Source organism: Geomonas diazotrophica (assembly GCF_019063885.1).
Lineage (GTDB): Bacteria > Desulfobacterota > Desulfuromonadia > Geobacterales > Geobacteraceae > Geomonas > Geomonas diazotrophica.
The window spans coordinates 4310145-4331814 of record NZ_CP077684.1; the positions used below are offsets into that span (position 1 = coordinate 4310145).

The 21670-nt window shown below is 55.0% G+C and carries 19 protein-coding genes; 8 read left to right on the plus strand and 11 right to left on the minus strand.

All coding sequences use genetic code 11. From position 1 onward, the window contains the following. Window positions 1–25: 25 nt before the first annotated feature. The 5 genes from KP003_RS19100 to KP003_RS19120 form a co-directional block, all read right to left on the minus strand. Window positions 26–2350 (minus strand): DNA translocase FtsK, encoded by a 2325-nt coding sequence (locus tag KP003_RS19100; protein ID WP_217300143.1) that lies wholly within the window; start codon window positions 2348–2350, stop codon window positions 26–28. 205 nt (window positions 2351–2555) lie between these two features. Then, on the minus strand, window positions 2556–4232 hold the full coding sequence (locus KP003_RS19105; protein WP_216500079.1) for a ribonuclease J: 1677 nt from the start codon (window positions 4230–4232) through the stop codon (window positions 2556–2558). Between the two features lie 81 nt (window positions 4233–4313). Further along, on the minus strand, window positions 4314–4709 hold the full coding sequence (locus KP003_RS19110) for a hypothetical protein (protein ID WP_216500080.1): 396 nt from the start codon (window positions 4707–4709) through the stop codon (window positions 4314–4316). Between the two features lie 29 nt (window positions 4710–4738). Further along, entirely contained in the window at window positions 4739–4921 is a 183-nt protein-coding gene (locus KP003_RS19115; RefSeq protein WP_217300144.1) for a hypothetical protein, read from the minus strand. 2 nt (window positions 4922–4923) lie between these two features. Continuing rightward, window positions 4924–5619, minus strand: a complete 696-nt coding sequence (locus KP003_RS19120) for a lysophospholipid acyltransferase family protein (RefSeq protein WP_216500082.1) — start codon at window positions 5617–5619, stop codon at window positions 4924–4926. A 118-nt stretch (window positions 5620–5737) separates the two neighbouring features. Here KP003_RS19120 and KP003_RS19125 point away from each other — a divergent pair, with 118 nt between their 5' ends. From KP003_RS19125 to KP003_RS19145, 5 genes are all read left to right on the plus strand, one after another. Next, entirely contained in the window at window positions 5738–6178 is a 441-nt protein-coding gene (locus tag KP003_RS19125; protein WP_216500083.1) for a single-stranded DNA-binding protein, read from the plus strand. 365 nt (window positions 6179–6543) lie between these two features. After that, window positions 6544–7827, plus strand: coding sequence for a tyrosine-type recombinase/integrase (locus KP003_RS19130; protein WP_217300145.1), 1284 nt, complete (start codon window positions 6544–6546; stop codon window positions 7825–7827). A gap of 109 nt (window positions 7828–7936) precedes the next feature. Next, entirely contained in the window at window positions 7937–9367 is a 1431-nt protein-coding gene (locus KP003_RS19135) for a site-specific integrase (protein WP_275423214.1), read from the plus strand. Beyond that, entirely contained in the window at window positions 9364–11445 is a 2082-nt protein-coding gene (locus tag KP003_RS19140; RefSeq protein ID WP_217300147.1) for a hypothetical protein, read from the plus strand. The genes KP003_RS19135 and KP003_RS19140 overlap by 4 nt, the downstream gene beginning before the upstream one ends. A gap of 11 nt (window positions 11446–11456) precedes the next feature. Beyond that, entirely contained in the window at window positions 11457–11879 is a 423-nt protein-coding gene (locus KP003_RS19145) for a hypothetical protein (RefSeq protein ID WP_217300148.1), read from the plus strand. 150 nt (window positions 11880–12029) lie between these two features. On the opposite strand, the gene KP003_RS19150 is transcribed toward KP003_RS19145, so the two are convergent. Then, window positions 12030–12263 carry a helix-turn-helix domain-containing protein gene (locus KP003_RS19150; RefSeq protein WP_217300149.1) on the minus strand — a complete coding sequence of 78 codons (234 nt, stop codon included), beginning with the start codon at window positions 12261–12263 and terminating at the stop codon, window positions 12030–12032. Window positions 12264–12429: 166 nt separating this feature from the next. Here KP003_RS19150 and KP003_RS19155 point away from each other — a divergent pair, with 166 nt between their 5' ends. Then, entirely contained in the window at window positions 12430–12672 is a 243-nt protein-coding gene (locus tag KP003_RS19155) for a hypothetical protein (RefSeq protein ID WP_217300150.1), read from the plus strand. Window positions 12673–14471: 1799 nt separating this feature from the next. On the opposite strand, the gene KP003_RS19160 is transcribed toward KP003_RS19155, so the two are convergent. Together KP003_RS19160 and pal are read right to left on the minus strand one after the other, a co-directional pair. Beyond that, window positions 14472–15737, minus strand: coding sequence for a chloride channel protein (locus KP003_RS19160; protein ID WP_216788891.1), 1266 nt, complete (start codon window positions 15735–15737; stop codon window positions 14472–14474). A 30-nt stretch (window positions 15738–15767) separates the two neighbouring features. Next, window positions 15768–16361 (minus strand): peptidoglycan-associated lipoprotein Pal, encoded by a 594-nt coding sequence (gene pal / locus KP003_RS19165; protein ID WP_217300151.1) that lies wholly within the window; start codon window positions 16359–16361, stop codon window positions 15768–15770. A gap of 267 nt (window positions 16362–16628) precedes the next feature. On the opposite strand from pal, the gene KP003_RS21660 reads away from it, so the two are divergent. Then, window positions 16629–16799 (plus strand): MarR family transcriptional regulator, encoded by a 171-nt coding sequence (locus tag KP003_RS21660; protein ID WP_367620871.1) that lies wholly within the window; start codon window positions 16629–16631, stop codon window positions 16797–16799. 203 nt (window positions 16800–17002) lie between these two features. On the opposite strand, the gene KP003_RS19175 is transcribed toward KP003_RS21660, so the two are convergent. From KP003_RS19175 to KP003_RS19185, 3 genes are all read right to left on the minus strand, one after another. Continuing rightward, window positions 17003–18988 carry a solute symporter family protein gene (locus KP003_RS19175; RefSeq protein ID WP_437178057.1) on the minus strand — a complete coding sequence of 662 codons (1986 nt, stop codon included), beginning with the start codon at window positions 18986–18988 and terminating at the stop codon, window positions 17003–17005. A 16-nt stretch (window positions 18989–19004) separates the two neighbouring features. Further along, the gene (locus tag KP003_RS19180; RefSeq protein WP_216788885.1) at window positions 19005–19316 is read right to left on the minus strand and encodes a DUF485 domain-containing protein; all 312 of its coding nucleotides are present in this window, start codon (window positions 19314–19316) and stop codon (window positions 19005–19007) included. Between the two features lie 84 nt (window positions 19317–19400). Next, window positions 19401–20222, minus strand: coding sequence for an IclR family transcriptional regulator (locus KP003_RS19185; RefSeq protein WP_217300152.1), 822 nt, complete (start codon window positions 20220–20222; stop codon window positions 19401–19403). Between the two features lie 871 nt (window positions 20223–21093). On the opposite strand from KP003_RS19185, the gene KP003_RS19190 reads away from it, so the two are divergent. Next, on the plus strand, window positions 21094–21600 hold the full coding sequence (locus KP003_RS19190) for a MarR family winged helix-turn-helix transcriptional regulator (protein WP_217300153.1): 507 nt from the start codon (window positions 21094–21096) through the stop codon (window positions 21598–21600). Window positions 21601–21670 lie beyond the last annotated feature (70 nt).

The following is a 21670-nucleotide window of genomic DNA, read 5'->3' on the forward strand; positions in this document are numbered from 1 at the left end:
CTGCGGAGCCGGTCCCCTTAAGGGACTAAATCTTGTTGATAAAAACTTCTCTCGGTTTGCTGGTGCCGTCGGAGGGTCCGATGACCCCTTCCTGCTCCATCTTCTCGATGATGCGGGCGGCGCGGTTGTAGCCGATCCGCAGGCGGCGCTGAATCATGGAGATCGAGGCCATCTTCGCGTCGGCCACCAGGGCCAGGGCGTCGTCGTAGCGCTCGTCGACCTCCTCCTCGTCATCGCCCCCTCCCTTCTCGTCGGAGGCCTTCATCTCCAGGATGGACTTCTCGTAGACCGGCTTGCCCTGCTTCTTCAGGAACTCAACCACGCGCTGCACCTCGGCGTCGGAGACGAAGGCGCCGTGGGAACGCTGCATCTTCGAGGTCCCCGGCGGCAGGAAGAGCATGTCGCCCGCACCCAGAAGCGATTCGGCGCCGTTGCCGTCCAGGATGGTGCGGGAGTCGATCTTCGAGGAAACCTGGAAGGAGATCCTGGCCGGGAAGTTCGCCTTGATGAGGCCGGTGATGACGTCGACGGACGGGCGCTGGGTGGCGAGGATCAGGTGGATACCCGCGGCACGCGCCATCTGGGCCAGACGGGCGATGGACTCCTCGATCTCGCGCCCGGCCACCATCATGAGGTCGGCGAGCTCGTCCACGATAACCACGATGTAGGGGAGATGGCCGTGCTCCAGCTGCTCCTCCTTGGCCAAAAAGGCCTGGATGGCCGCCTCGCGCGCCTCCATATCCTCGGGGTCCTCGAGGTGCTCGGCCTCGTCGATCTCCTCGACCACAACGGTCTCGCGGGCCCGGTTCTCGGCGTCCTCCTTCTCCTGCCGCTCCAGCTCGCGGTTGTAGGAGTCGATGTTCCTGACCCCCTTGTCCGACATGAGCCGGTAGCGCCGCCCCATCTCCTCCACCGCCCACTTGAGCGCGAGCGCTGCCTTCTTGGGGTTGGTCACCACGGGAAGCAGCAGGTGCGGGATCCCCTCGTACACCGAGAGTTCCAGCATCTTCGGGTCGACCATGATGATCCTGACGTCGCTGGGGGTCGAGGTGTAGAGCAGCGACAGGATCATGGTGTTGATGGCGACCGACTTGCCCGAACCGGTGGCGCCGGCGACCAGGAGGTGCGGCATCCTGGCCAGGTCGGTGACCAGCGGGTTGCCGGCGATGTCCTTGCCGAGCGCCATCGGGAGCTTCATCTTCCCTCTGTGGAACTGCTCGGTGCTGAATATCTCCCGAAGCGACACCATCTCGCGTTCGCGGTTGGGAAGCTCGATGCCCACCACACCCTTGCCCGGGATCGGCGCCACGATGCGGATCGAGTGGGCCTGCAGCGCCATGGTGAGGTCGTCCTGCAGGCCGGCGATGCGGCTTACCTTGATGCCGGGGCCAGGAGAGAACTCGTACATGGTGATGACCGGGCCGGGGCAGATCTCCACCACCTCCCCTTCCACACCGAAGTCCTTGAGCTTCTTCTCCATGAGCCGCGCGTTCATGGTGAGGGTCTCTTTGTCCTGGCGCTTGGCCCCCTCGGGAGGGGGATCGAGCAGGGAGAGCGGCGGGGTCTTGAAATCACCCTCGGCCTTGATGAAGTCGAAGGCCTCCTGCACCGGAGCGGTTTTCCTGTCGTCCTTTTTCTTCTCCTTCTTGGCGACCGGCTCCGGCACCGGGGCGGGGACCACGGCGGGCTTGATCACCGGGGCGGCGTGCTGTCTCGGCCTCTCGTCCTTCTCCCCCTTCTCGGAGGCGAGCTCGCGCTGCAGCGCCCGGCGCTGCTTGTTCTTCTCCCAGCTCTCCTTGAGCGCGGTGAGCCACCAGTTGGCGAACAGGACGAAGGAGAAGCGGGACAGGAGCATGGCGCTCGCGGCCAGCATCGGTAGGAGGATGAGCATCGCCCCGATTTGGCCGAAGGTGCGCTTCAGCAGGGAGGCTCCCTGAAAACCTATAAACCCACCGGTCTGGACCCGCTGTCCCAGGAACTCCGTCATTTCATGAAAAAAGGCGAAAAGCCCTGAGAGCGACAGCAGGAGCAGTATGAACCCCACCAGCTTGTAGCGGCGCCATCTAATGGGATCCGACGTGAAGGATCGGTAAGCTAAGTAGATGAGGGTACAGGGGAATATGTAGGATGCCATGCCGAAGAGCTGCAGGAAGAAATCGGCCAGCTCCGCTCCGAAGCGTCCTCCCAGGTTCTTCGTCTGGGTGAAGGTGGAGACACTGTTGAAGGAAAGATCCTCGCCGTGAAAGGAGGCGAGCGCGATGAACAGGAAGATGCCGGCGACGCCGAAGGCCATCCCCTTCACTTCCTTGGCCACCTTTTCCTTTTTTTCGATCTTCTCGTCAGTCGTCATGCGTTACCTGTGTTTTGGGCTCCCTCTCCCTCTCCCTCGAGGGAGGATCGGGAGGGGGCTCCTCGCAACCGTGAATTCCGGAATCAACGTAGGGGCAAATAATCATTTGCCCAGCCGCCGGTGCCATTGCCGAATGCTTTTTCAAGAAAGACAAAAGCGGGCGAATAATTATTCGCCCCTACAGCAGCAGGTCCGATGTGGTGTGTTACATCTCCAGTACCAGCGGCAGTATCACCGGCCGCCGCTCGATGGTCTTGTTGAAGAAGCGGCGCAGCACGCGGCGCACCTCCAGCTTCACCTCGTTCCAGTCGGTCATCGCCTCGGTGCTCACCAGGGCCAGCGTGTCCAGCACCACCTTCTTCGCCTCGTCCAGGTACTGCTGGCTCTCATCCTCGAAGATGAAGCCGCGCGACACGATGTCGGGGCCGTAGATGATCTCGCCGCTCACCTGGTTGATGCCGACGATGACCACCACCATGCCGTCCTCGGAGAGGTGCTTTCTGTCCTTCAAGACCACGTTGCCGACGTCGCCGACCCCCTTGCCGTCGACGAAAACCCGCCCCGTGTTCACATGGTCCACGATGACCGCCTCGTCGCCGGAGAAGAGCACGACGTCGCCGTTCACGGCCAGGATGCAGCGCTCCTCCGGGGTGCCGACCTTCTGGGCCAGTTGCGCATGCTTCACCAGGTGCCGGTACTCGCCGTGCACCGGGACGAAGAAGCGGGGCTTCACCAGGTTGTGCAGGAGTTTCAGCTCCTCCTGGCTGGCGTGACCGGAGACGTGCACCTCGGAAACCTTCTCGTGGATCACCTCGGCGCCGCGCCGGTACAGGTGGTTCATCAGGTCGGAGATGGTCTTTTCGTTGCCCGGGATGAAGCGGGAGGAGAGGATGACGGTGTCGCCCCGCTCCAGCTTGATCTGCTTGTGGTCGTCCATGGCGATCCGGATCAGCGAGCTCCTCGGTTCACCCTGGCTCCCGGTGGTGATCATGCAGACCTGCTCCTTGGGGAGCTTGGGGAGTTCCTTCAGGTCCATCATGAGGTCGTCGGGGATGCTGAGGTAGCCGAGCTCCCGGGCGATCTGCACGTTCGCGATCATGGAGCGGCCGTTCAAGAGCACCTTCCTGCCGCTTTTCTGCGCCGCATGCACCACCTGCTGCACCCTATGGATGTTGCTGGAGAAGGCGGCGACGATCACCCTCCCGGCGCAGTTCGGGAAGATCTCCTCGAAGGCCTCCCCCACCACCCGCTCCGAAAGGGTGTACCCCTCGCGCTCGATGTTGGTGGAGTCGGCGAAAAGCGCCAGAACCCCCGCCTGGCCGTAGCGGGCGAAGGTGGGGAGGTCGGTGAGCTCGCCGTCGACCGGGGTCTGGTCCAGCTTGAAGTCGCCGGTGTGGATCACCACCCCCTCGGGAGAGGTGATGGCCAGGGCGCAGCCGTCCACGGTGGAGTGGGCCACGCGGATGAATTCCACGATGAAGTTGCCCAGCTCGATCACGTCCCTGGGCTTCACCACCCGCAGGTCTACCTTCTGGTCGAGCTCGAACTCCTTCAGCTTTTCTTTGACGAAGCCCAGGGTGAGGGCGGTGCCGTAGATGGGGGGATTGAGGTCGCGCAGCACGTAGGGGAGCGCACCGATGTGGTCCTCGTGGCCGTGGGTGAGCAGTATGGCGCGGATCCGGTCCGCCCGCTCCACGAGGTAGCCGATGTCCGGGATGACCACGTCGATGCCCAGCATGTACGGCTCCGGGAACATGAGCCCGCAGTCGACGATGACGATGTCGTCGCCGTACTCGAAGGCCGCCATGTTCAGGCCGATCTCGCCGAGCCCTCCGAGGGCCACGAACTTCAGCCCGGTATTTTCAATGCTGCTTTCTTCCAAAAATGATCCTTTGTGTGCATGGCGCGGAGGTGCCGGGCCGTGGTGCGTCGCCAGCCGGCCCGCCCCTCTCGGCCCCTGCCCCTAGCGACCCTGCTGGGCCACGAGTGCGGCGATGCGGGCGTCGCAGCGCTGGATCCACTCCTGTCCGGGGGAGTAGATGCTGGCAACGGCGTAGAATGAGCTCCTCAGGGCGCGATAGGCGACCAGCGCGCGCGCCGTGTCGTGGTTCGCCTCCGCCATCTGCCCGAGGTCCCACAGCTTCTGTGCGCTGCGGGGGACGATGGAACTGCCGGGGGTGTACATGTGGATGGCGGCCTCGTAGCCGGCCACCGCTGCGGGGAAGTCTCCCGACGCGGTCCCCTTCTCACCTTTTTCGAACTGCGCGTACTGCCGGTACAACGCGTTGCCCCAGAACAGGGCCACGGAAATCACCGCGATCGCCGCGACATTTACCGCTATGGTTTTGACCTTTTCCATGTCTTTTTCTGTTTCCTGTAGCGTGAGGGTTACCCCTGGAAGAAGTGCGGAGCGACGACGAGCAGCGTCCCGAGCAGGGCGAGCAGCACGCCCGCAAGGACAGCAGCGGCCGCGACGATGTTCAGCGGTGAGCGCAGCCGGTGCGCCGAGGGAAGGCCCCAGCCGATCAGGGCGACCCCGAACAGGGCCAGCGCCAGGTAAACCATGGCCATCTTTACGTAACCTCCAGGTTTGCTGCGATAGCCGAGCGCACCCGCTCCAGCAGTTCCGCCTCCGGGACCCCCGCGACCTCGATGGGGGCTGCGAAGCTGATCCTGATGGTTCCAGGTCTCAATTCGAGACGGTTGCGCGGGTTTATCGCCCGGCTGCCGTTGATGGTGAAGGGGACGATGGGGACGCCGGCCCGGGCAGCCAGCATGAAGGCGCCGCGCTTGAAGGGGAGCAGGTTGCCGTCCTTGGTGCGGGTCCCCTCGGGGAAGATGACCACGCTCGCCCCCGCGGCGATGCGCTGCGCCGCCTGGTTCATGCTCTTCAGCGCCTTCCTGCCGTCGCTGCGGTCCAGCGGGATGTAGCCCGCCCTGCGCATCGCGGCGCCGAACACCGGCACCCTGAAAAGCTCTTCCTTGGCGACCCAGGAGAACAGGCGCGGGATGGCGCGGGTCAGTGCGAGGATGTCGAAATTCCCCTGGTGGTTACCCATGTAGATGACCGGCCCCTCGGTCGGGACCATCTCCAGTCCCTCCACCTCCAGCTTGATCCCGGCGGCCCAGAGGGAACCAAGGCTCCAGGCCCTGGCGCAGGCGTGTCCCACCCGCCCGGAAGAGTCGAAAACACCGCCGATCACGGCGGAGAGGCTGCACAACAAGGTGTACGGAACGAAGAAAAGAAGGTAGATACGAGCTCTCAGCATGACCGGTTACGTTACTTTTTTTTACGATGAGAGTCAAACAATATCGCTTGCCATGAAGCCGCGATTTCTATACACTTCCCCAATTCAAAACGCGACGCGAACGAAAAGGAGAACCCCCATGGCAAGTCTCAACAAGGTGATGCTCATAGGCAACCTGGGCAAAGACCCCGAGGTGCGCTACACCGCCGGCGGTACCGCCGTAGCTTCCTTCTCCCTGGCCACCACCGACCGGATCAAGGGCAAGGACGGCAACTGGGAAGACAAGACCGAATGGCACAACATCACCCTCTGGGCGCGTCTTGCCGAGATCGCCGGCGAGTACCTCTCCAAGGGGAAGACCGTATATATCGAGGGACGTCTGCAGACCCGCAAGTGGACCGACAAGGACGGCAAGGACCGCTACACCACCGAGATCGTAGGTGAGAAGATGCAGATGCTCTCCGCCAAGGGTGAAGGCGGCGGCCAGCGCCAGGGTGGCGGCAGGCCCCAGCAGGACTACAACCAGGGGGGCGGTTACGAGGAGCCGGTCTTCAACCCGGACGACGAGATCCCGTTCTAACTACTACTTTTTTTAAGAATGTAACTTTTGAGACGGAAGCCTGCTGGCTTTCGTCTTTTTTTTGCCTTCAGCCCACCATTGATTCTGTAACTTTGCCTGTTTCAAACCATTACCTTCAGTAGATGTAAAATGTTGGTGGCTTTTATCGGGGATAACGATGTCAACAGCGCATTTTTCCCTCGGGCATTGCTCTATAGTTCACCCTCAGCACCTGAATGACCAACGAAGATCTCAGCAATAAAAAACAATAGGGAGCGATAAAAATTATCGCTGCAAATTCAATAAGTTGCAATTGTTTTTTATGCAAAAAACGGGTATCATGCCGAGACACTTACTGCAGTGCATCGAAAACTTCGAGGGAGAAAATGCGCCTACTTCTCCTAAAATTCAATGATGGCGAGCGATTCCCTGTTCTCGTCGATGACAGTAACATTCCGTTATTCACTCCCACCGTCTACACCACATCTATGCTTCGCTCCAACGCTAGTTCCTACGAAACACTTGTCTTGAACCTCAAGGCAATAATGCTGCTTTACACTTGGGCTCAAAGTTCTGGTTTTTGTATTGAGGACAGGTTTAAGCAACTAAGCTTCCTGTCTTTAGAGGAAATCGAATCTCTTGTCTACACTGCAAAGCTTTCCTACCGTGGAATACGTGAAGCCCTCGAGCCAGTGCCTGGAAGAAAATCTCTGCAGGTTGCCCGACTAGTCCGACTAGAGGCTTTTCGGACAAAAGTACAACAAGACGACCAGGTCCACGTCAGTCCGGCGACAACCAACATGCGCCTCCGCGCGATTCTGCATTTCCTCGAATGGCTGGCGAACGAATCCCTTGCGCGTGTGGCGCACGATTCAAACGCAAGCACCCTCAAGCTCCAAGTTGATCAAATGAAACGGGCACTCCGAGAGCGTATTCCTCGAAACAAAAAGTGGGAATCCGGGAAGCACCGCGAGGGGCTCCTCACAGATTTGCAGGAACAAATCTTTGAGGTCATCAACCCCGCCTCAGCACAGAATCCATGGAAGGGTGAGCATTCTCGAGTAAGGAACGAAGTGCTCATAAAGATGCTCATCGATCTAGGCCTCCGCTGCGGTGAAGTCCTGGTGCTGCGGATTAGGGATGTCGATCTGGGGGTATCTGAGTTGAGGGTCCGGCGTGCTCCCGACGAGGCCGAAGATCCACGGGTACGAAAACCAAATGCAAAGACGCTTAGCCGTAATCTCCTTTTTGATGATGATCTGAGAGAGAAGCTCCAGCATTACATACTGAAGCTTCGTTCCCAAATTAGAGGAGCAAGGCGTCATCCTTATCTCTTCGTTGCAACCGGCACGGGCGCTCCACTCTCATATCCTGCTGTTTGCAAGATATTCAAGCAATTACGTGAAGCCTCTCCCGATCTTCCCTCGTGGTTCACGGCTCACATCTGCAGGTACACGTGGAACGACAATTTCTCTGCTTCGATGGATGAACAGGGCATTGCCCCCCAAAAGGAAATGGAATTAAGAGAATACCTGCAAGGTTGGGCCAGGGGCTCGAAAATGCCTGCGAAATATACGAAACGGCACATCAGAAAGAAAGCCGGTGAAGTGTCGCTTGAGATGCAGAAGAAAACCCTGAAGAGAAGGACAGACGACAATGACGCTAAGTAAGGCACTCCTAGCCGACCTCTCCCCTCTCCCCCAACAGACTCAAACAAAAAGCGGGTACGTCTTTTGTCCACAAGCGTCTGTGTGGCGGATACCTGATGTGAGTCGGGCTATGTGTTTCAATTTTGATACCCTTCGCGAGTCCTGCACCGACGACATCGTTTCCTTCTGCCAACGGATTTTCATGATCTACCTGGAACGGCACATGACAACGAGTTCTTACACTACGTTTCGGTACTTTCTGCATTATTCCCGCATTACGAGGGATCTTAGTGGAAGATTGGTGGACGCTATAACGTCTTTGAGCATCATAAATTACAAGGCTGCACTTACCAAGAGCGAATGCGGTTATCTCTCCTACCTCTCAAGCTTTTTCAAAAAATGGCACTCTTTAGGGTATCCTGGCATTGACGAAGACGTTCCTAGGCTCTTAAAAAGTTTGCGCCTTCAGGGATCCAAGAAAGGAGAGGCTGTACTTACCAGGGATCCTTACGAAGGGCCTTTCGTAGAGTCGGAATTCACTGCAATACTGTCATCGGCAAATGATGCTTACGCGAAGGTTAAAATCTCCCTTCGGGAATATCTCTTAGTGCTGCTTTTCAGTGCTTTAGGTCCGAGGCCCGTCCAACTTGCTAGCCTCAAAGTAATTGACTTTCGTGTCATCAATGGCAGTAACGGGGCAATTGAGTATTTTCTCAACATCCCACGGGCGAAACAGTGGGATGCCTCCAATCGTCGAGAGAAGTTTACCACGAGGGTACTCATTGCCGAAATTGGTAAACTTATTGCGGAATGGGTAGATATCGTTCAGGGGCAGTTTGCCGAAGAAGTGGATAAAGGGTTCGTGGTTGGCGATCTGCCAATCTTCCCACCGAAAGGTGGGAGAGATTTGGAAATGACTGATGGGTTCCGATACCACACTAGAGGGGACGCTCTCTCAGACGAGATCGTAGCAATATTTGATCGCCTTTCTATCATCTCTGCACGCACTGGCCAGGCACTTAATGTGACCCCCCTCCGATTCAGGAGAAATTTGGGAACTCGTGCAGCCGAGGAAGGGCACGGAGAGCTCATCATCGCTCAACTTCTTGACCACAGCGATACACAGAACGTTCAGGTTTATGTGCAGTCTACCTCTAAAGTTCTCGAACGAATCGATTCCGTGCTGAGTCAGCACCTTGCTCCGTTGGCACAAGCGTTTCTGGGCAAAATTATTTCGAATGCGTCTGAAGCTGAGAGGGGGTCAGACCCACGCGCACGGATTCGGAGTCCGTATGCACCAGAAAAGGACAATGGCGTATGTGGGAAATATGGGTTCTGTTCCGCCAGCGCCCCCATTGCGTGCTACACCTGCCGGAATTTCCAGGCATGGGTGGATGGACCGCACGATCAGATTTTGAAACTGCTACTTACTGAGCGCGAAAGAGTCTTGGCCATTACAGGAGATTCCAGGATAGCCTCCGCAAATGATCAAACCATTCTCGCGGTGAAAGCTGTAATTGGACAGTGCATCGCAAAGAAGGCCGCAGGACCTCCCGCATGACAACCAAGATCATTCTTTTTACCCCTAAAGGTGAGCTTAGTGCAGGAGCTAATCTAACCGCTTTCATAGAAGTGTGCAGGTACGAACTCAAGGTCTTCGGTGCCAATCTTGTGTGGGATGCGCCAGACTGGGATATTAGCAGTTCTGTCGAACGGGCATCCCGCAAACGTCGTGGCCGCATCGCATTAGTCTGGAGCAACTACGATACTTCCAAGCAACGCATCGGTGAGATTATGTCGCAGCCTTTTCTCGACTTTGGCCGGGCCTACATGCGTTACCAACACGCCATGCGCCCAACGGATAATGTTGGTCAACGCCTATCGGCTTTGCGAGCTTTAGAACGTGCCCTTATCGAAGAGTCTATTGATGGAGTCCCTCACGTCGAGTTGTCCAACGGTGCATCCTTCCAGCGTGCAGCCTATTTATTACAACAGAAATTTTCTTCAGGAACAGCTTATAAAGCAGGAACACAGTTGGAAATTATTGCCAATTTCATACGTGACCAATTATTCCTGGCCGTGCCCTTCATCTGGAGGAATCCAATTCCTCGAGAACAAGACCGCAACCGAGTTGGAAAAAAATTTAACGAGGAGAGGACAAAGAAGCTCCCGACTGAAACGGCTCTCCAATCTTTGGCAACTGCATTCAACCAGGCACGACATCCGATCGACGTTCTGACCACGTCGGTTGGAGCCATCCTTGCCTCCGCACCGAGCAGAATCAGCGAGGTCCTAGGCCTGCCCTTCCTTTGCGAACACACTGAAAAATTAAACGGCGATGTCGCCTACGGCATACGACTATTTCCAGCAAAAGGAGCAGACGGCCAAATAAAGTGGATTGGGGGGACGATGGCTGATGTTACCAGATCTGCCATCGAGAAAATTCGTAATATCACAAACGAAAGCAGACGTATTGCTAAATGGTATGAAACCCATCCTGGACAGCTTTATCTTGCCGACGAAATACAGCACCTGAGGTATAAAAAGTTCCTCTCACCTGAAGAAATAGCCTCGATCATTGGCTTTAAAAAGGACAATACTAGCAAAGTCTGGGCACATAGTAATGGATGCAAGAGGGTTCAAGGCCCCAACGATTCAAGTCGAATCCTGTATTTGTTCACTGATATTGAAACAGCCGTTGTTCGTCTTTTACCAAAGGGTTTCCCGGTAATGAACAAGGAAACCGGCCTTCGTTTTAAGGACGCTCTTTTCATCCTTCCCAAGAATTTTTTCCATGCCAAGAAAGCGTCCTATCGCTGCATGTTTGAAATTGTTACGGAGGATAGTCTCAATATTCAACTCGGTGGTGGTGTCCATTTGGGAAAATCATCAGTTTTTTCCCGTCTCGGATTCACCGAAGCTGATGGATCAGCCATCAAGATGAACACGCACCAACTCCGCCACTGGCTGAACACCTTGGCCAGTGGCGCTTGCCTCAGTCAGTTGGATATAGCCCTCTGGTCGGGTCGGAAGGATATCCGCCAGAACCAAGTCTACGATCACATTACCTCTGATGAGTTCCTCGCCCGAATCCGGGACCTAAAGAGCCTCGCAATTCCTGAGAGTACCAAGGAAATCGCTATGAACGCCCCCATGAGCCGGGAGGAGTACCTGCAGCAGAAATTTCCGACTGCGCATTCCACACCATTCGGCTTCTGTGTCCACGACTGGAGCAGCCTTCCTTGCCAGCGACACGCCGACTGTCTAAAGTGTCGGGAGCATATTTGCCTCAAGTGCGATGCAGGGAAAGCTTCTCGTATCCGACGGACACTGGACGATTGCGAAGTACAGCTCTCCAATGCTGAAGAAGCCGTCGCGGATGAATATTATGGCGCCGATCGTTGGCTTGAGCACCATCGGGAAAGGACAGAGATCCTTCGCAGCCTTGTGGCACTTCTTGATGACCCTGAAGTACCTAATTCCGCCATCTTTCAGATTTCCCTGCCAAATGAGTACTCGCTTATTCGTGCTGCTATCGATGATCGTAGACTTGTAGATGCGGAGGTAAAACAAATTGAAATGACAAGATTGTTGCGCGAGAATATCTACCCAGACGAGGTTCCTGGTGTTAAAGCTTAAGAGGGAAAACAATGTCGAAGCAGCTTTGTGATGGTGATATAGAAATCATTGTCAAACTCGTCGATGGCTGGACGGGCAAATTGACCTGGGAACTTCTTATAGATGCCGTCTGGAAGCGACTCAAAAATAGGTACACGCGACAGGCGCTTAACAGGCATGATAGGGTACAGGCGGCCTTTGCCGCCAGAAAAAAGGAGCTTCGTACTAAGACGCCAGAGGGAAAGAAAATAGCATCGCCCCCCGAACTTCAAGCCGCCTTAGATCGAATAGATGCGCTTGAGGCTAAAACAAGACGCCTGGAGAGGGAAAACAAGCACCTCCTGGAGCAGTTCGTGCGATGGGCTCATAACGCGAAATCAAAAGGACTTACTGCGGATTTCCTTAACCGGCCGCTACCACCGGTTAACCGCGGTGCGACTGAAGACCGGATGTAGTTTAGGGTAAAAACTAAACCTGCTGCTGCCGTGGACGGCCGTTGGTGACGACCCGATCAGGCAAGACGACCTATCACTGGGTTGAGTTTGAGAGACGCATTTTCTGAAATCTGGGAGTGTCTAAAGAACTGGTGGCGATTCAAAATGGGACTAGCATTCTTTCTTAATCTCCGTCTCTGTCAATTCAACAAGATGTGCAGCAGAAACTTCAAGGATTTTTGAGATCTCCAAAATTGTGATGAAGGATGGTTGCCTCAAGCCCCGCTCAAGCAAGGAAATAAAGGTCCTATCAAGATTCGCCTCCAATGCCAGCTTTTCCTGCGAAAGACCCTTTTCCACGCGAAGTTCTCGCAATACTTTGCCAAACGCCTGTTCAGGTCTCACGTGCAGCCCTCCTTGGGCGCACGGTACCTACAAAAGGCAGATTAGTCTTCGGACTATAGTCTTCATAAATTCACGAATGCATGCTATTCTTGCACAAACTGAGGCTGAAGCAGGTTGCAACCTTAATTAGGGCGATTCCAACGGACATCCCATATAGGAGCTAAGAATGGCACCTTCTTGCCACTGTGGTAACCAAGAGCAGCAGGATTTTACGGTCCAGCAGTTAGCGACCATGATTGATGCTCATGTTGGATTCTGGAGTGACCAAGGTGAGAAAAGTGATACTGAGGTTGAAGCTGCTCATCTTTTGGATCGGAACTGTCTCAGCATCGCAAAGCAACTTCTAGCCTTGTTAAATCTGATCAACACGCCTCTTGTTGCAGAAACTCGTGTGGAGGCACGACCATAAAACGGATGCCAATGTTGGTTTGGAAGGAAGAAACATGGGGTATTTCATTTACTTGCGGAACGGCACATTATTGCAGAACAACCGATGTTGCCTCCACAACACAATGAATCCTTTCGCCCCCTACCAGGGAGACCCCGTGGCAATCATTATAACGGACATCCATGGCGATCCATCAGTCGCGCGCACCTTTCTTGCCTATAAGCCTAACGAGCAACATATCTGCTTAGGCGATCTCACGGACAGCAGGAAAAATATCGGACTCCAAAGTGTCTTGAACTGATTCTAGCTTCAGACACCATACTTATCTGGGGCAATCATGATCTCGCCTATCTGCCGGAGCGCCCTTGGAAGTGTTTCGGAAGCTTTGGCGATCTGGCGTTCAGGGAGCAGTTTCAAACGGTTCGAGATCGCTTCCATGCAGCATATGCCGTCGACGGATGGCTATGCACCCACGCCGGCATTTCACCCAAATTGGCCCGCTATATTCCAGAGGAGGTGCTTTCTGCCAATATCGAGGCCATAGCTGAATGGTTAAACAAAGAGTTTATGCACGAGCTTTCAGTCCCTGGTCTGGACAAAGTCTATGGAGAACCACGTTTGGGACGCGGCCCACTATTCGGCGTCCCTGTCTGCCGCGGCGGGATTGACGAATTCGGCGGTATATTTTGGTTCGATGCAGAGGGAGAGCAGACGTGCCCCGCCGCTACAGTCGGACGCCAGATCTTCGGGCATACGCCTATGCCCATTCCTGAGCGAGGCCAAAGTCGGGACTTCAATGGAATGGATGAACCGGTGCCATGGATCAATTTAAATGCTTTGGACGGGCTTTGGGTCTATGATACTGCGTTAGACGAACTGTTGGAATTGAAGTAGTAGTGCACATCATTTGATTTGAGTGCTGCTTCATAAATGTGCTATTTTGCATAAGGGCTGGTTTATGGTCGAGATTCCTCGTAGTCTGCAGGGACAGCACGGGGTTGAAGGGTCTAGGTGGGGCCTGTAACCTATCTAAGACGAGACGCCATAAACTGGCTCTTTTTATAGGAGTAAAAAATTCAGTAGTCTGGCGGCCTTGTCCGTTCCTTGTGACTGGCGGAGGGTGCAGGGGGCATAAAAATCCTCTTATGAGGATCGGCTTCGAAGTTTGACCCCGTATCAGCGTCCAAGGGTAACCCAGCCCCTGCGAAATATTGGTGCTTTAAAGATTGAGAGGTGGGTCTCAAGATGCCGATGGTGGGTTAAAGTTGGATGCCGATCGACACTTAACGTGAAGTACTTCAAGGGTCGCGTGAACTATCCGAACAAGTCGGACTGGCGGTAATGGATAGACACCCCATACGATCGAGAAGGTTACCCGTAGCGTTTTGTGGCCGGTTGTTCGGGTGCGTTTTCCTCTCGACAAATCTCAAGTTGTACGTCTTAAAGTGGAAATACTTCATATACAAAAATGAGCCGCCCACCTGCCAAGAACGCAAAACGCCGCACCCCCTCGTTTTGTAAGGGTCACGGCGCTTTTGCTAATCCCAACTTTCGGATAAATTGTTAAGATTCAGGAGGCGACAAGCAGATTTGTAGCCAATCTCCGCTGCGTGTGAGAGCTGTCACGTGGGGGGATTGTGGATCGCCTTGCGATGCGTTGCAGGTTGGTGAGCGCCGCGACTGCCGGCCTACTGTCCACTAGGGCGAGGGCGAGAAAGCAGAACATCTGGTTGACGTAGCTGAAGATGGTGGACAGTAAGATCCGCCAGACGTCTCGAAACGAGACCGCTAGCCTGCCGCAGAACCAGATAACAAGAACGTTAACCCTTACGATTTTTGTTCGCGAGAAACCGATATAACGGAACTGGCATGAAAACCTTTCCGATCCTTCTGGCCAGATATGCGGCTAGGAGGAAAGGAATTATAAGGATATGTTCGTCCGTCATCTCCATGATGATGATGACACCAGTAAGAGGAGCTTGGATTGCACCCGAGAAGAATGCCACCATACCTAAAAGCGCGCAGACCTTGAAGTTGGAAAAATGAAAGAGCTTGGCGACGGTGAAGCCTAGGCCCGCGCCAATGGATAGAGACGGCGAAAAAATCCCCCCTGCCATGCCAGAAAGGTAGGAGAGCACGGTGGTAAAAAACTTCTCTATTCCAAAAAAAACCGGCCATTGATCGATGGATGGGCTTTCCAGGAATTTTCTCGTGATCTCGTACCCTGAACCAGCTGTCGCGCCGCCGCTCAAAAGCCCGATTGCTGCACAAAGAATCCCGCAGTACAGTGCCTTTTTCCATGCTTGGTCGGGCAGGTTCACCATGGACGGAAAGGCAAGAATCCGTGCGAATGCACCACCCATTACCCCTCCGGCGACTCCTAATAATAGCGTTTCTGGAAACAGATCCAGGCTCGGACTGGAAACGGAAGGATGTCCGAAATAAAGATAGTTCCCAGAGATGGCGAGCGCCGCTATACCCGAAAGAATAACCGCCAGCATAATCATCTCGCGGAACCTGCCGAGAATACCTTCAGTTACTTCCTCTATGGCGAACGCGATACCGGCAAGAGGAGCATTGAAGGCAGCCGCGACTCCCGCGGCGGCACCGGCTGTAAGGAACGTCTGAAAATCAACTTCTGGCGCGATCCGTCGGGTGACACGACCAATCCACGCAAAAATGGATGCGGCGATCTGCACCGTTGGCCCCTCACGGCCGATTGAGGCGCCACCAAGAGTCCCGACCACACTTGAGATCACTTTAACTATCGCGGTTCTCAGGGAGACAAGTGAACTTCTCCAAGGGGGATCGCCAGCTTTATCGTCGTGGACCTGGTCGATTGCCTCCAAGACCTGCGGGATCCCGCTCCCCTTTGCATCCGGTCCGAAAAACTGGACAACTAATGTGGCGCCTACGAAAAGAAGTGGAGTCGCCACTGTAACCATATAGGGGTGACCAGTGAAGAAATGGAAATACCATCCTTGCACAGAGGAGATGAGGTGCGCAAAAAGAACTGCGGCACCACCAACGAGAGCAGCAGCCGTCCACACTGCTAACTGAAGATATGTTTTCCGTTTCAAACTCATTTGGAAGGACCCCGTCTGCCACTACAGTTGTTACTTTTCGAGTACGACGAACTCAGCACGACGGTTCACGGCCCATGCAGTTGTGTTGTGACCTGGATCAACTGGCCTCTCTTCCCCGTAGCTGATTACAGAAAGGCGATCGACTGGAATCCCAAGTTCTGTGAGGTAATTTTGGGCGGCTGTAGCGCGTTTTACTCCCAAGGCAAGGTTATATTCATCTGAGCCTCGCTCGTCACAGTGGCCTGCAATCTGGATCTTGACGTCAGGGTCGTTCTTCATAATGTCAGCATTTTTTACCAGCGTGTCACGAGCTTCCTTAGACAGCAAAGAGGAATCAAAGTCAAAGTAAATTTTCTGGAGGGACGCCTTTAATTCGCCAGCCTGTGGAATTGGCTCTAGTTGGGCCGGCGGAGGGGGTTGCACGGATTCAACTTGTATCGGGGCCGGCTCGGTTTTTAACGGTGCGGCGGCCTGCGGCGGCGTCTCAGCTTTTTCCGGTGGCTTGGCAACTGTTGTTGACTGCGCCAGAGGGGCCTCGACTTTTACCATTTCGTGCCTAGCGCAGCCAACGGCCCCGAATGCGATGAAACCCAAGACTACGAATGTTAGAACTTCTCTTTTCATTGCTGCCTCCCTCTGACGTACTGGTTGACGGTTTGACTGAGTGCCTTGACGTTAGCCACAACATTGTTATTTGCGGCACGAATTATTAGCCATGCAAACTACTTTGTCAAGGATTTCAGGTGCGTATATGCGTCCCCAAAAGCAGGAGATTGAGCAGTTTATCAACAATCTCCAGGCCCTTAGCCAATACGCTCGGAGTGCCGAAAAGAGACCGGCCTAACCGACCCGTAACTCTGGGAACTACAGATTCTCATCAACTCCCCGCATATACGGGGTTCTCAACTTGCTAACGACACGTACCTACGGGCGGTAACAGGTGGGGGAATTGTTGATCGGCTTGAAGCGAAAGGCCTCTTAAGCCGAACCAGATCGGCAGAGGATCGCAGGGATGTGGCCCATCAAGGTCCTTGTGTCAGGACCGCCAACGGCGACACCTGATTTTTTAAGGAAAAGGACATGGCAGAGACCACGCTAGGTAGAGGCTGAAGCTGTTGACGGGGCACTTTTTGTGATGGAGTCGTTGCTACATGAGATTAGGCGAGAATGGTCGCGATTCCTAGGAAGTGTACCCACTGCTTATAAACGAAAAGAGGCTGGAGAGGTTTACCCTCTCCAGCCTGCCTTGCCAGTTGACGACTGCCCTAGTGGTCGATGGCCTTGGCCATGCCGATTCCCGTGTTCTGGCGGACGTACACTTCATCAAACATTTCCTCGGAGCGCCGACTCGGGAAGGCGAGGCAGCCGATAATCGCAGCCATAAAGCCCAGCGGGATAGAGATGATGCCAGGATTCTTTAAAGTAAACAGCGGCTTTTCAAGACCCACCATTGAGGTACCATCCTGTTTGGCGTCTTCCCTTGCCTTAGCAAGTGCCTTGGCATCGTTTTCGGAGAGAGTGGTGCCCGGAGGCAGTGCTGCCTGCTTCTGCTCCATTGCGGCGACGACCTTCTTGGCGCCAGCGGCTACTACCTTCGGATAGGTCATGTTTGGGGACACCATCACCAAGGCGATGGAAGCTACCGTACCGACAACGAGTCCGGAAATGACGCCGGCAGTATTGAACTTTCGCCAGAACAGTGAGAGGACGACGACAGGCAGGTTACCAGAAGCCGCCACGGCAAAGGCCAGCGCCACCAGGTGGGCGACGTTCTGCTTTTCAGCGGCGATGCCGATAACTATGCCGCAGGCCCCGACTACAAAGGAGGTGACGCGGGCCGCGAATACCTGCTCATGCTGATCGGCATGACCGTCCTTGATCACGTTGACGTATATGTCGTGGGCGATTGCCGCAGAGGCCGCAAGTACTAGGCCGGAAACGACGGCGAGAATGGTGGCGAAGGCGACGGCGCAGAGGAAGGCAAGGAAGAGGTCACCGATAATAGGGGAGATATCCGCGCCCATCTGCTGGGCCAGCATCAGGGTCGCCATGTTGCCGCCCTTGTCGACGGCAGTTATCCCCTGCGGGGTGAGATGGATGGCTGAGCCGAAACCGAGCAGAGTGGTAAGGATGTAGAAGCCGCCGATGATGAACATGGCTATGATGACGGACTTCCTAGCCGCCTGGGCGGTCGGAACGGTAAAGAAGCGCATCAGGATATGCGGCATTCCGGCGGTTCCGAGCACGAGCGCCATACCCAGCGAGATCTGATCGAGTGGATTCTTGAGGTAGAGTCCCGGCTCGAGAAAGCGCTGACCTGCATCCATGCCGCTCATGATAATTCCGTCTTTTAGGACCATCTTGGAGACATGGTCCTGGATATTCGGATTGCTGACGATGGTGTCGAAGAAGCCAATCGGATTGAAGCCAGCCTTAGCCATGACGAGCACGGAGAGGAGAAAGGCGCCGGTCATCAGAAGCCCGGCCTTGATGATCTGTACCCAGGTGGTGGCAGTCATGCCGCCGAAGACGACGTAGCCGACCATAAGAATACCGACGCCGATGATGGAGCTCTTATAGGGGATACCTACCAGAAGGGCCATTAATTTGCCAGCGCCAACCATCTGGGCAGTCAAATAAAAGGTTGAAACCGAAACGGTGGAGATGGCCGCAAAGGCCCGCACCGGCTTGGGTGAGGTTCTGAAGGAAAGAATGTCACCCAGTGTATATTTCCCAGCGTTACGACATGGCTCGGCGACGATCAAAAGGACGGTGATGTAGGCGACTAGCCAGCCCACCGAATACATGAAGCCATCATAGCCGTACAGAGATATGAGGCCGGAGATCCCGAGGAAGGAGGCAGCCGACATGTAGTCCCCGGCGATGGCCCAGCCGTTCTGGGTGCCCGTGATCCCCCCGCCGGCAGCGTAGAAGTCGGCCGCGCTCTTAGTCTTGCTGGCGGCCTTGACCACGACGGCCATGGTCACGGCGATAATGACTGCAAACATGGATATGGTGATGGCCTTGTTCGCCTTGAGCTCCTTGTGCTTGATCGGAGCCGCAGCAGCAGAGGCCGCCGCCAGAGCGGGCGCCTGGGTGGTGGGTGCCGCAGTTGCGGTAGCACCTGAGCCAACAGGTGCGGTCATGGCGGAACTCGATGCTGTAGTAGCCTTGGACGGCTCCTCCGCAAAAGCGGCCGCGGCTACGGAGAGGGCCAGAGATGCTGCGATTATGATCTTCTTCAACGTCATGGCAAGCCTCCTGTGGTTATTTATGCAACTCGTCAATGAGTTCCCTCGTGAGCCGGTCGAAATCCTTGTTCGCGACGTGCGAGTAGTAAAGGGCGATCCCCCAGGAGACGAAGAACTGGGAGAGGGCGAAGACATACCCTACGTTTACTGGACCGATTACTTTTACCCTGAAGATTCCCGGGGTGTACGCTGCACCGATAGGCAGCAGGAAATAGTAGGCGCAGGAGAACATCCACCATCCAAAAAGGAAGGCCGATTTCTTGTGATGCAACTCCACGAACTTCGGGTTCTTGGCTATTGCCGACCAATCATACTTTTTTTCTGCCATGGTGATTCCTCCTGTTGAAAAGGTTGTGCAGCCTTGGTGGATAAAGATTCTCCTTCCCGGAGAGCTGATATCGATGCTTTTACTTCATGCAGGAAGGTACCCGAACCTGGCGGAGAGGAGGCTTGCTCCCTCCTGAAGGGAGGGGATGATCTCGTGCTCGACCCGTTCCGCCAGCATTCTGAAGGAGGGGGCAAGCAAGGTGATGGCGCCAATCACCTTCCCTGCGTAGTCACGGACAGCTACCGCAACGCTGATGACGCCATCCCCCAATCCGCCGTCGTCGACGGCGACTCCAGTGGCTCTGATTTCCTGTAGTTCGCTCGCCAGTTTTTCCAGGTCAAGCTGCCTTTCGCGTCCGTCGTCCCTTCTGCAGATCCGCTCCAGTAAATCCCATGAGTCAACCGCCTTCATGACCTTCCCCGCGGCGTTGGTAAAAAACGGGAATTTTCTTCCGATAAATGGTTGCGTCTTGATCGGCTGGTCGCAGTCGACCATGTTGAGGAACAGCACCTCGTTATCCTTAATGACAGTCATATAGACCGCTTCTTCATGTTTGCGGGCGAGTTTTTCCATGATCGGATGGGCATAGGTTACAAGGTTCGAGCCGTCGGAGGGCTCTCGAAGAACCTCCCTGGTGTGCCTTGCGAGGTTCGAGCTATCGGCAAGTTTGCGACCGAGAGCAATGGTCCTTGCGCCAAGTTGGTACTCTCCGGTTATCGAGTCGCGTTCCACCAAGCCCTTTTCCAACAGGGTGGCCAGCAGGCGGAAGGTCTTGTTTCTGCTATACCCAATGCCGTCAGCCAGCGTTTGAAGCTGGATTTTTTCGGAACTTTCCGCAAGTTTCTCCAACAATTCCAAAGCCTTTTTGACGTTACGGATAGTATAGTTTGTATCTGTTTCTCGCATGGCGACCTCTCATTAGAGACACCGTCCAATCGAAATGTCGTATGGCGGGTCCTGGTCGTAGGTTGGAAATTGAAAGAAGGCCCTGCCCCACCACCGCTAAAGTGCGCAGCTGTCCGTATCGGGGCACGGAGACAACCGGCGAGCGAAGCCACATCCCCGGCTCACCGTCCAGAATGGCCTTTGACCAAAGGGAGGATGAGGTGACGCACCTTTCCGGAAGCTTATGGGCTGTGGTACTCCGTTCTGGAGTGGTAGTAACGCGGTGCTAGGACAATGCGGAGGCGAGTGACGGGGGAGCTCTTGAGCGGAGTGAAACGGGGATAACGGCAGCGGAGCTGACGGGGTGAAGGGTAACGAGGTCTTTAATTTCGACAGGGGAAGCAACGACAACGACTGGCAGAGAGAGTTCCAGTTCCCACTGCTGGTTGCACGATTTTACGTCGGGTGCCTTCGAAACCTTTTCAACTACCGCACGTGGCCGCTGCTTGGGGCCATGGTTATGCTCCAGCGCAGGATTCCTCATCCCCAAAATGATGAGGAAGAACACTGGGGCAGCAATCGATAATGTCAAAAGCAGTCTTCTTCTCATGTCAGATCGTTTGTACTCAAATTTTTGGTATAGCAATTGGTACGAATATAACGTAATTTTATAATTTGGCAACAAAAAAGTTTTAGCTCTAGCTGTCGCTTCGTAACAACTTGTTTTCAGGTGCTTTTTCAAGCAAACAGGCGGTTAAATGCGCGGCAGTACAACAACTACCGGTTATGGAATTGTGGCGTTTTCAATATAGATTAACCCGTTATTGGAAATCGCTTTCTACGTACAACCTCCTGTGATATACAAGGGGAAACTTCCAGACCAGAGGAACTTATGAAAGGGCGCGAAAAGGCCATCGTCGTAGCCGACATCATCGATAACATCCGCCGCGTATTTCAGGCAGTCAACGAGTACTCAAAGAAGGCGGAACGGGAGACGGGACTGACCGGACCACAACTGTGGGCGATAAAGGTGGTAGCGGAGAGCGGTCCCTTGAAGGTCTCCGAACTGGCGCGGCGGATGTACCTTCATCCTGCCACTGTTGTGGGGGTTGTAGACCGGCTCGAAGGACGGGGCCTAGTATCTCGCATGCGCTCACGGGAGGACAGACGTGTCGTGAAGATAGAGCTGACTGAGCAGGGGAAAACTCTCATCGTCAACGCTCCGGAAGTGGCTCAGGGGCTGCTCGTCAGGGGGCTTGAGACTCTTGAGCACGAGCAGCTACTCCGTATGTCGGTAGATCTCGAACGGCTCGTCGAAATCCTGGGCGCTCAGGAGCTCCCCCCCAAACTTCTTCTTTCATCGGAAATCAACCTGCCAGGTCGTTCCGTTCCGAAATGATCATTGGAACCATTGATCGCCACTATCGGTAGAAGCGGTATTGTGGGAGATTAAGGTCGTCCCTTGGGCA

Coding starts and splice junctions, on each gene's coding strand:
- pal (WP_217300151.1), bottom strand. CDS start 16,361: ATGAAAAGAGAAGTTCTAACATTCGTAGTCTTGGGTTTCATCGCATTC.
- KP003_RS19180 (WP_216788885.1), bottom strand. CDS start 19,316: ATGGCAGAAAAAAAGTATGATTGGTCGGCAATAGCCAAGAACCCGAAG.
- KP003_RS19190 (WP_217300153.1), top strand. CDS start 21,094: ATGAAAGGGCGCGAAAAGGCCATCGTCGTAGCCGACATCATCGATAAC.
- KP003_RS19185 (WP_217300152.1), bottom strand. CDS start 20,222: ATGCGAGAAACAGATACAAACTATACTATCCGTAACGTCAAAAAGGCT.
- KP003_RS19125 (WP_216500083.1), top strand. CDS start 5,738: ATGGCAAGTCTCAACAAGGTGATGCTCATAGGCAACCTGGGCAAAGAC.
- KP003_RS19130 (WP_217300145.1), top strand. CDS start 6,544: ATGCGCCTACTTCTCCTAAAATTCAATGATGGCGAGCGATTCCCTGTT.
- KP003_RS19110 (WP_216500080.1), bottom strand. CDS start 4,709: ATGGAAAAGGTCAAAACCATAGCGGTAAATGTCGCGGCGATCGCGGTG.
- KP003_RS19145 (WP_217300148.1), top strand. CDS start 11,457: ATGTCGAAGCAGCTTTGTGATGGTGATATAGAAATCATTGTCAAACTC.
- KP003_RS19115 (WP_217300144.1), bottom strand. CDS start 4,921: ATGGCCATGGTTTACCTGGCGCTGGCCCTGTTCGGGGTCGCCCTGATC.
- KP003_RS19155 (WP_217300150.1), top strand. CDS start 12,430: ATGGCACCTTCTTGCCACTGTGGTAACCAAGAGCAGCAGGATTTTACG.
- KP003_RS19120 (WP_216500082.1), bottom strand. CDS start 5,619: ATGCTGAGAGCTCGTATCTACCTTCTTTTCTTCGTTCCGTACACCTTG.
- KP003_RS19175 (WP_437178057.1), bottom strand. CDS start 18,988: ATGACGTTGAAGAAGATCATAATCGCAGCATCTCTGGCCCTCTCCGTA.
- KP003_RS19135 (WP_275423214.1), top strand. CDS start 7,937: ATGTGTTTCAATTTTGATACCCTTCGCGAGTCCTGCACCGACGACATC.
- KP003_RS19140 (WP_217300147.1), top strand. CDS start 9,364: ATGACAACCAAGATCATTCTTTTTACCCCTAAAGGTGAGCTTAGTGCA.
- KP003_RS19160 (WP_216788891.1), bottom strand. CDS start 15,737: ATGAGTTTGAAACGGAAAACATATCTTCAGTTAGCAGTGTGGACGGCT.
- KP003_RS19100 (WP_217300143.1), bottom strand. CDS start 2,350: ATGACGACTGACGAGAAGATCGAAAAAAAGGAAAAGGTGGCCAAGGAA.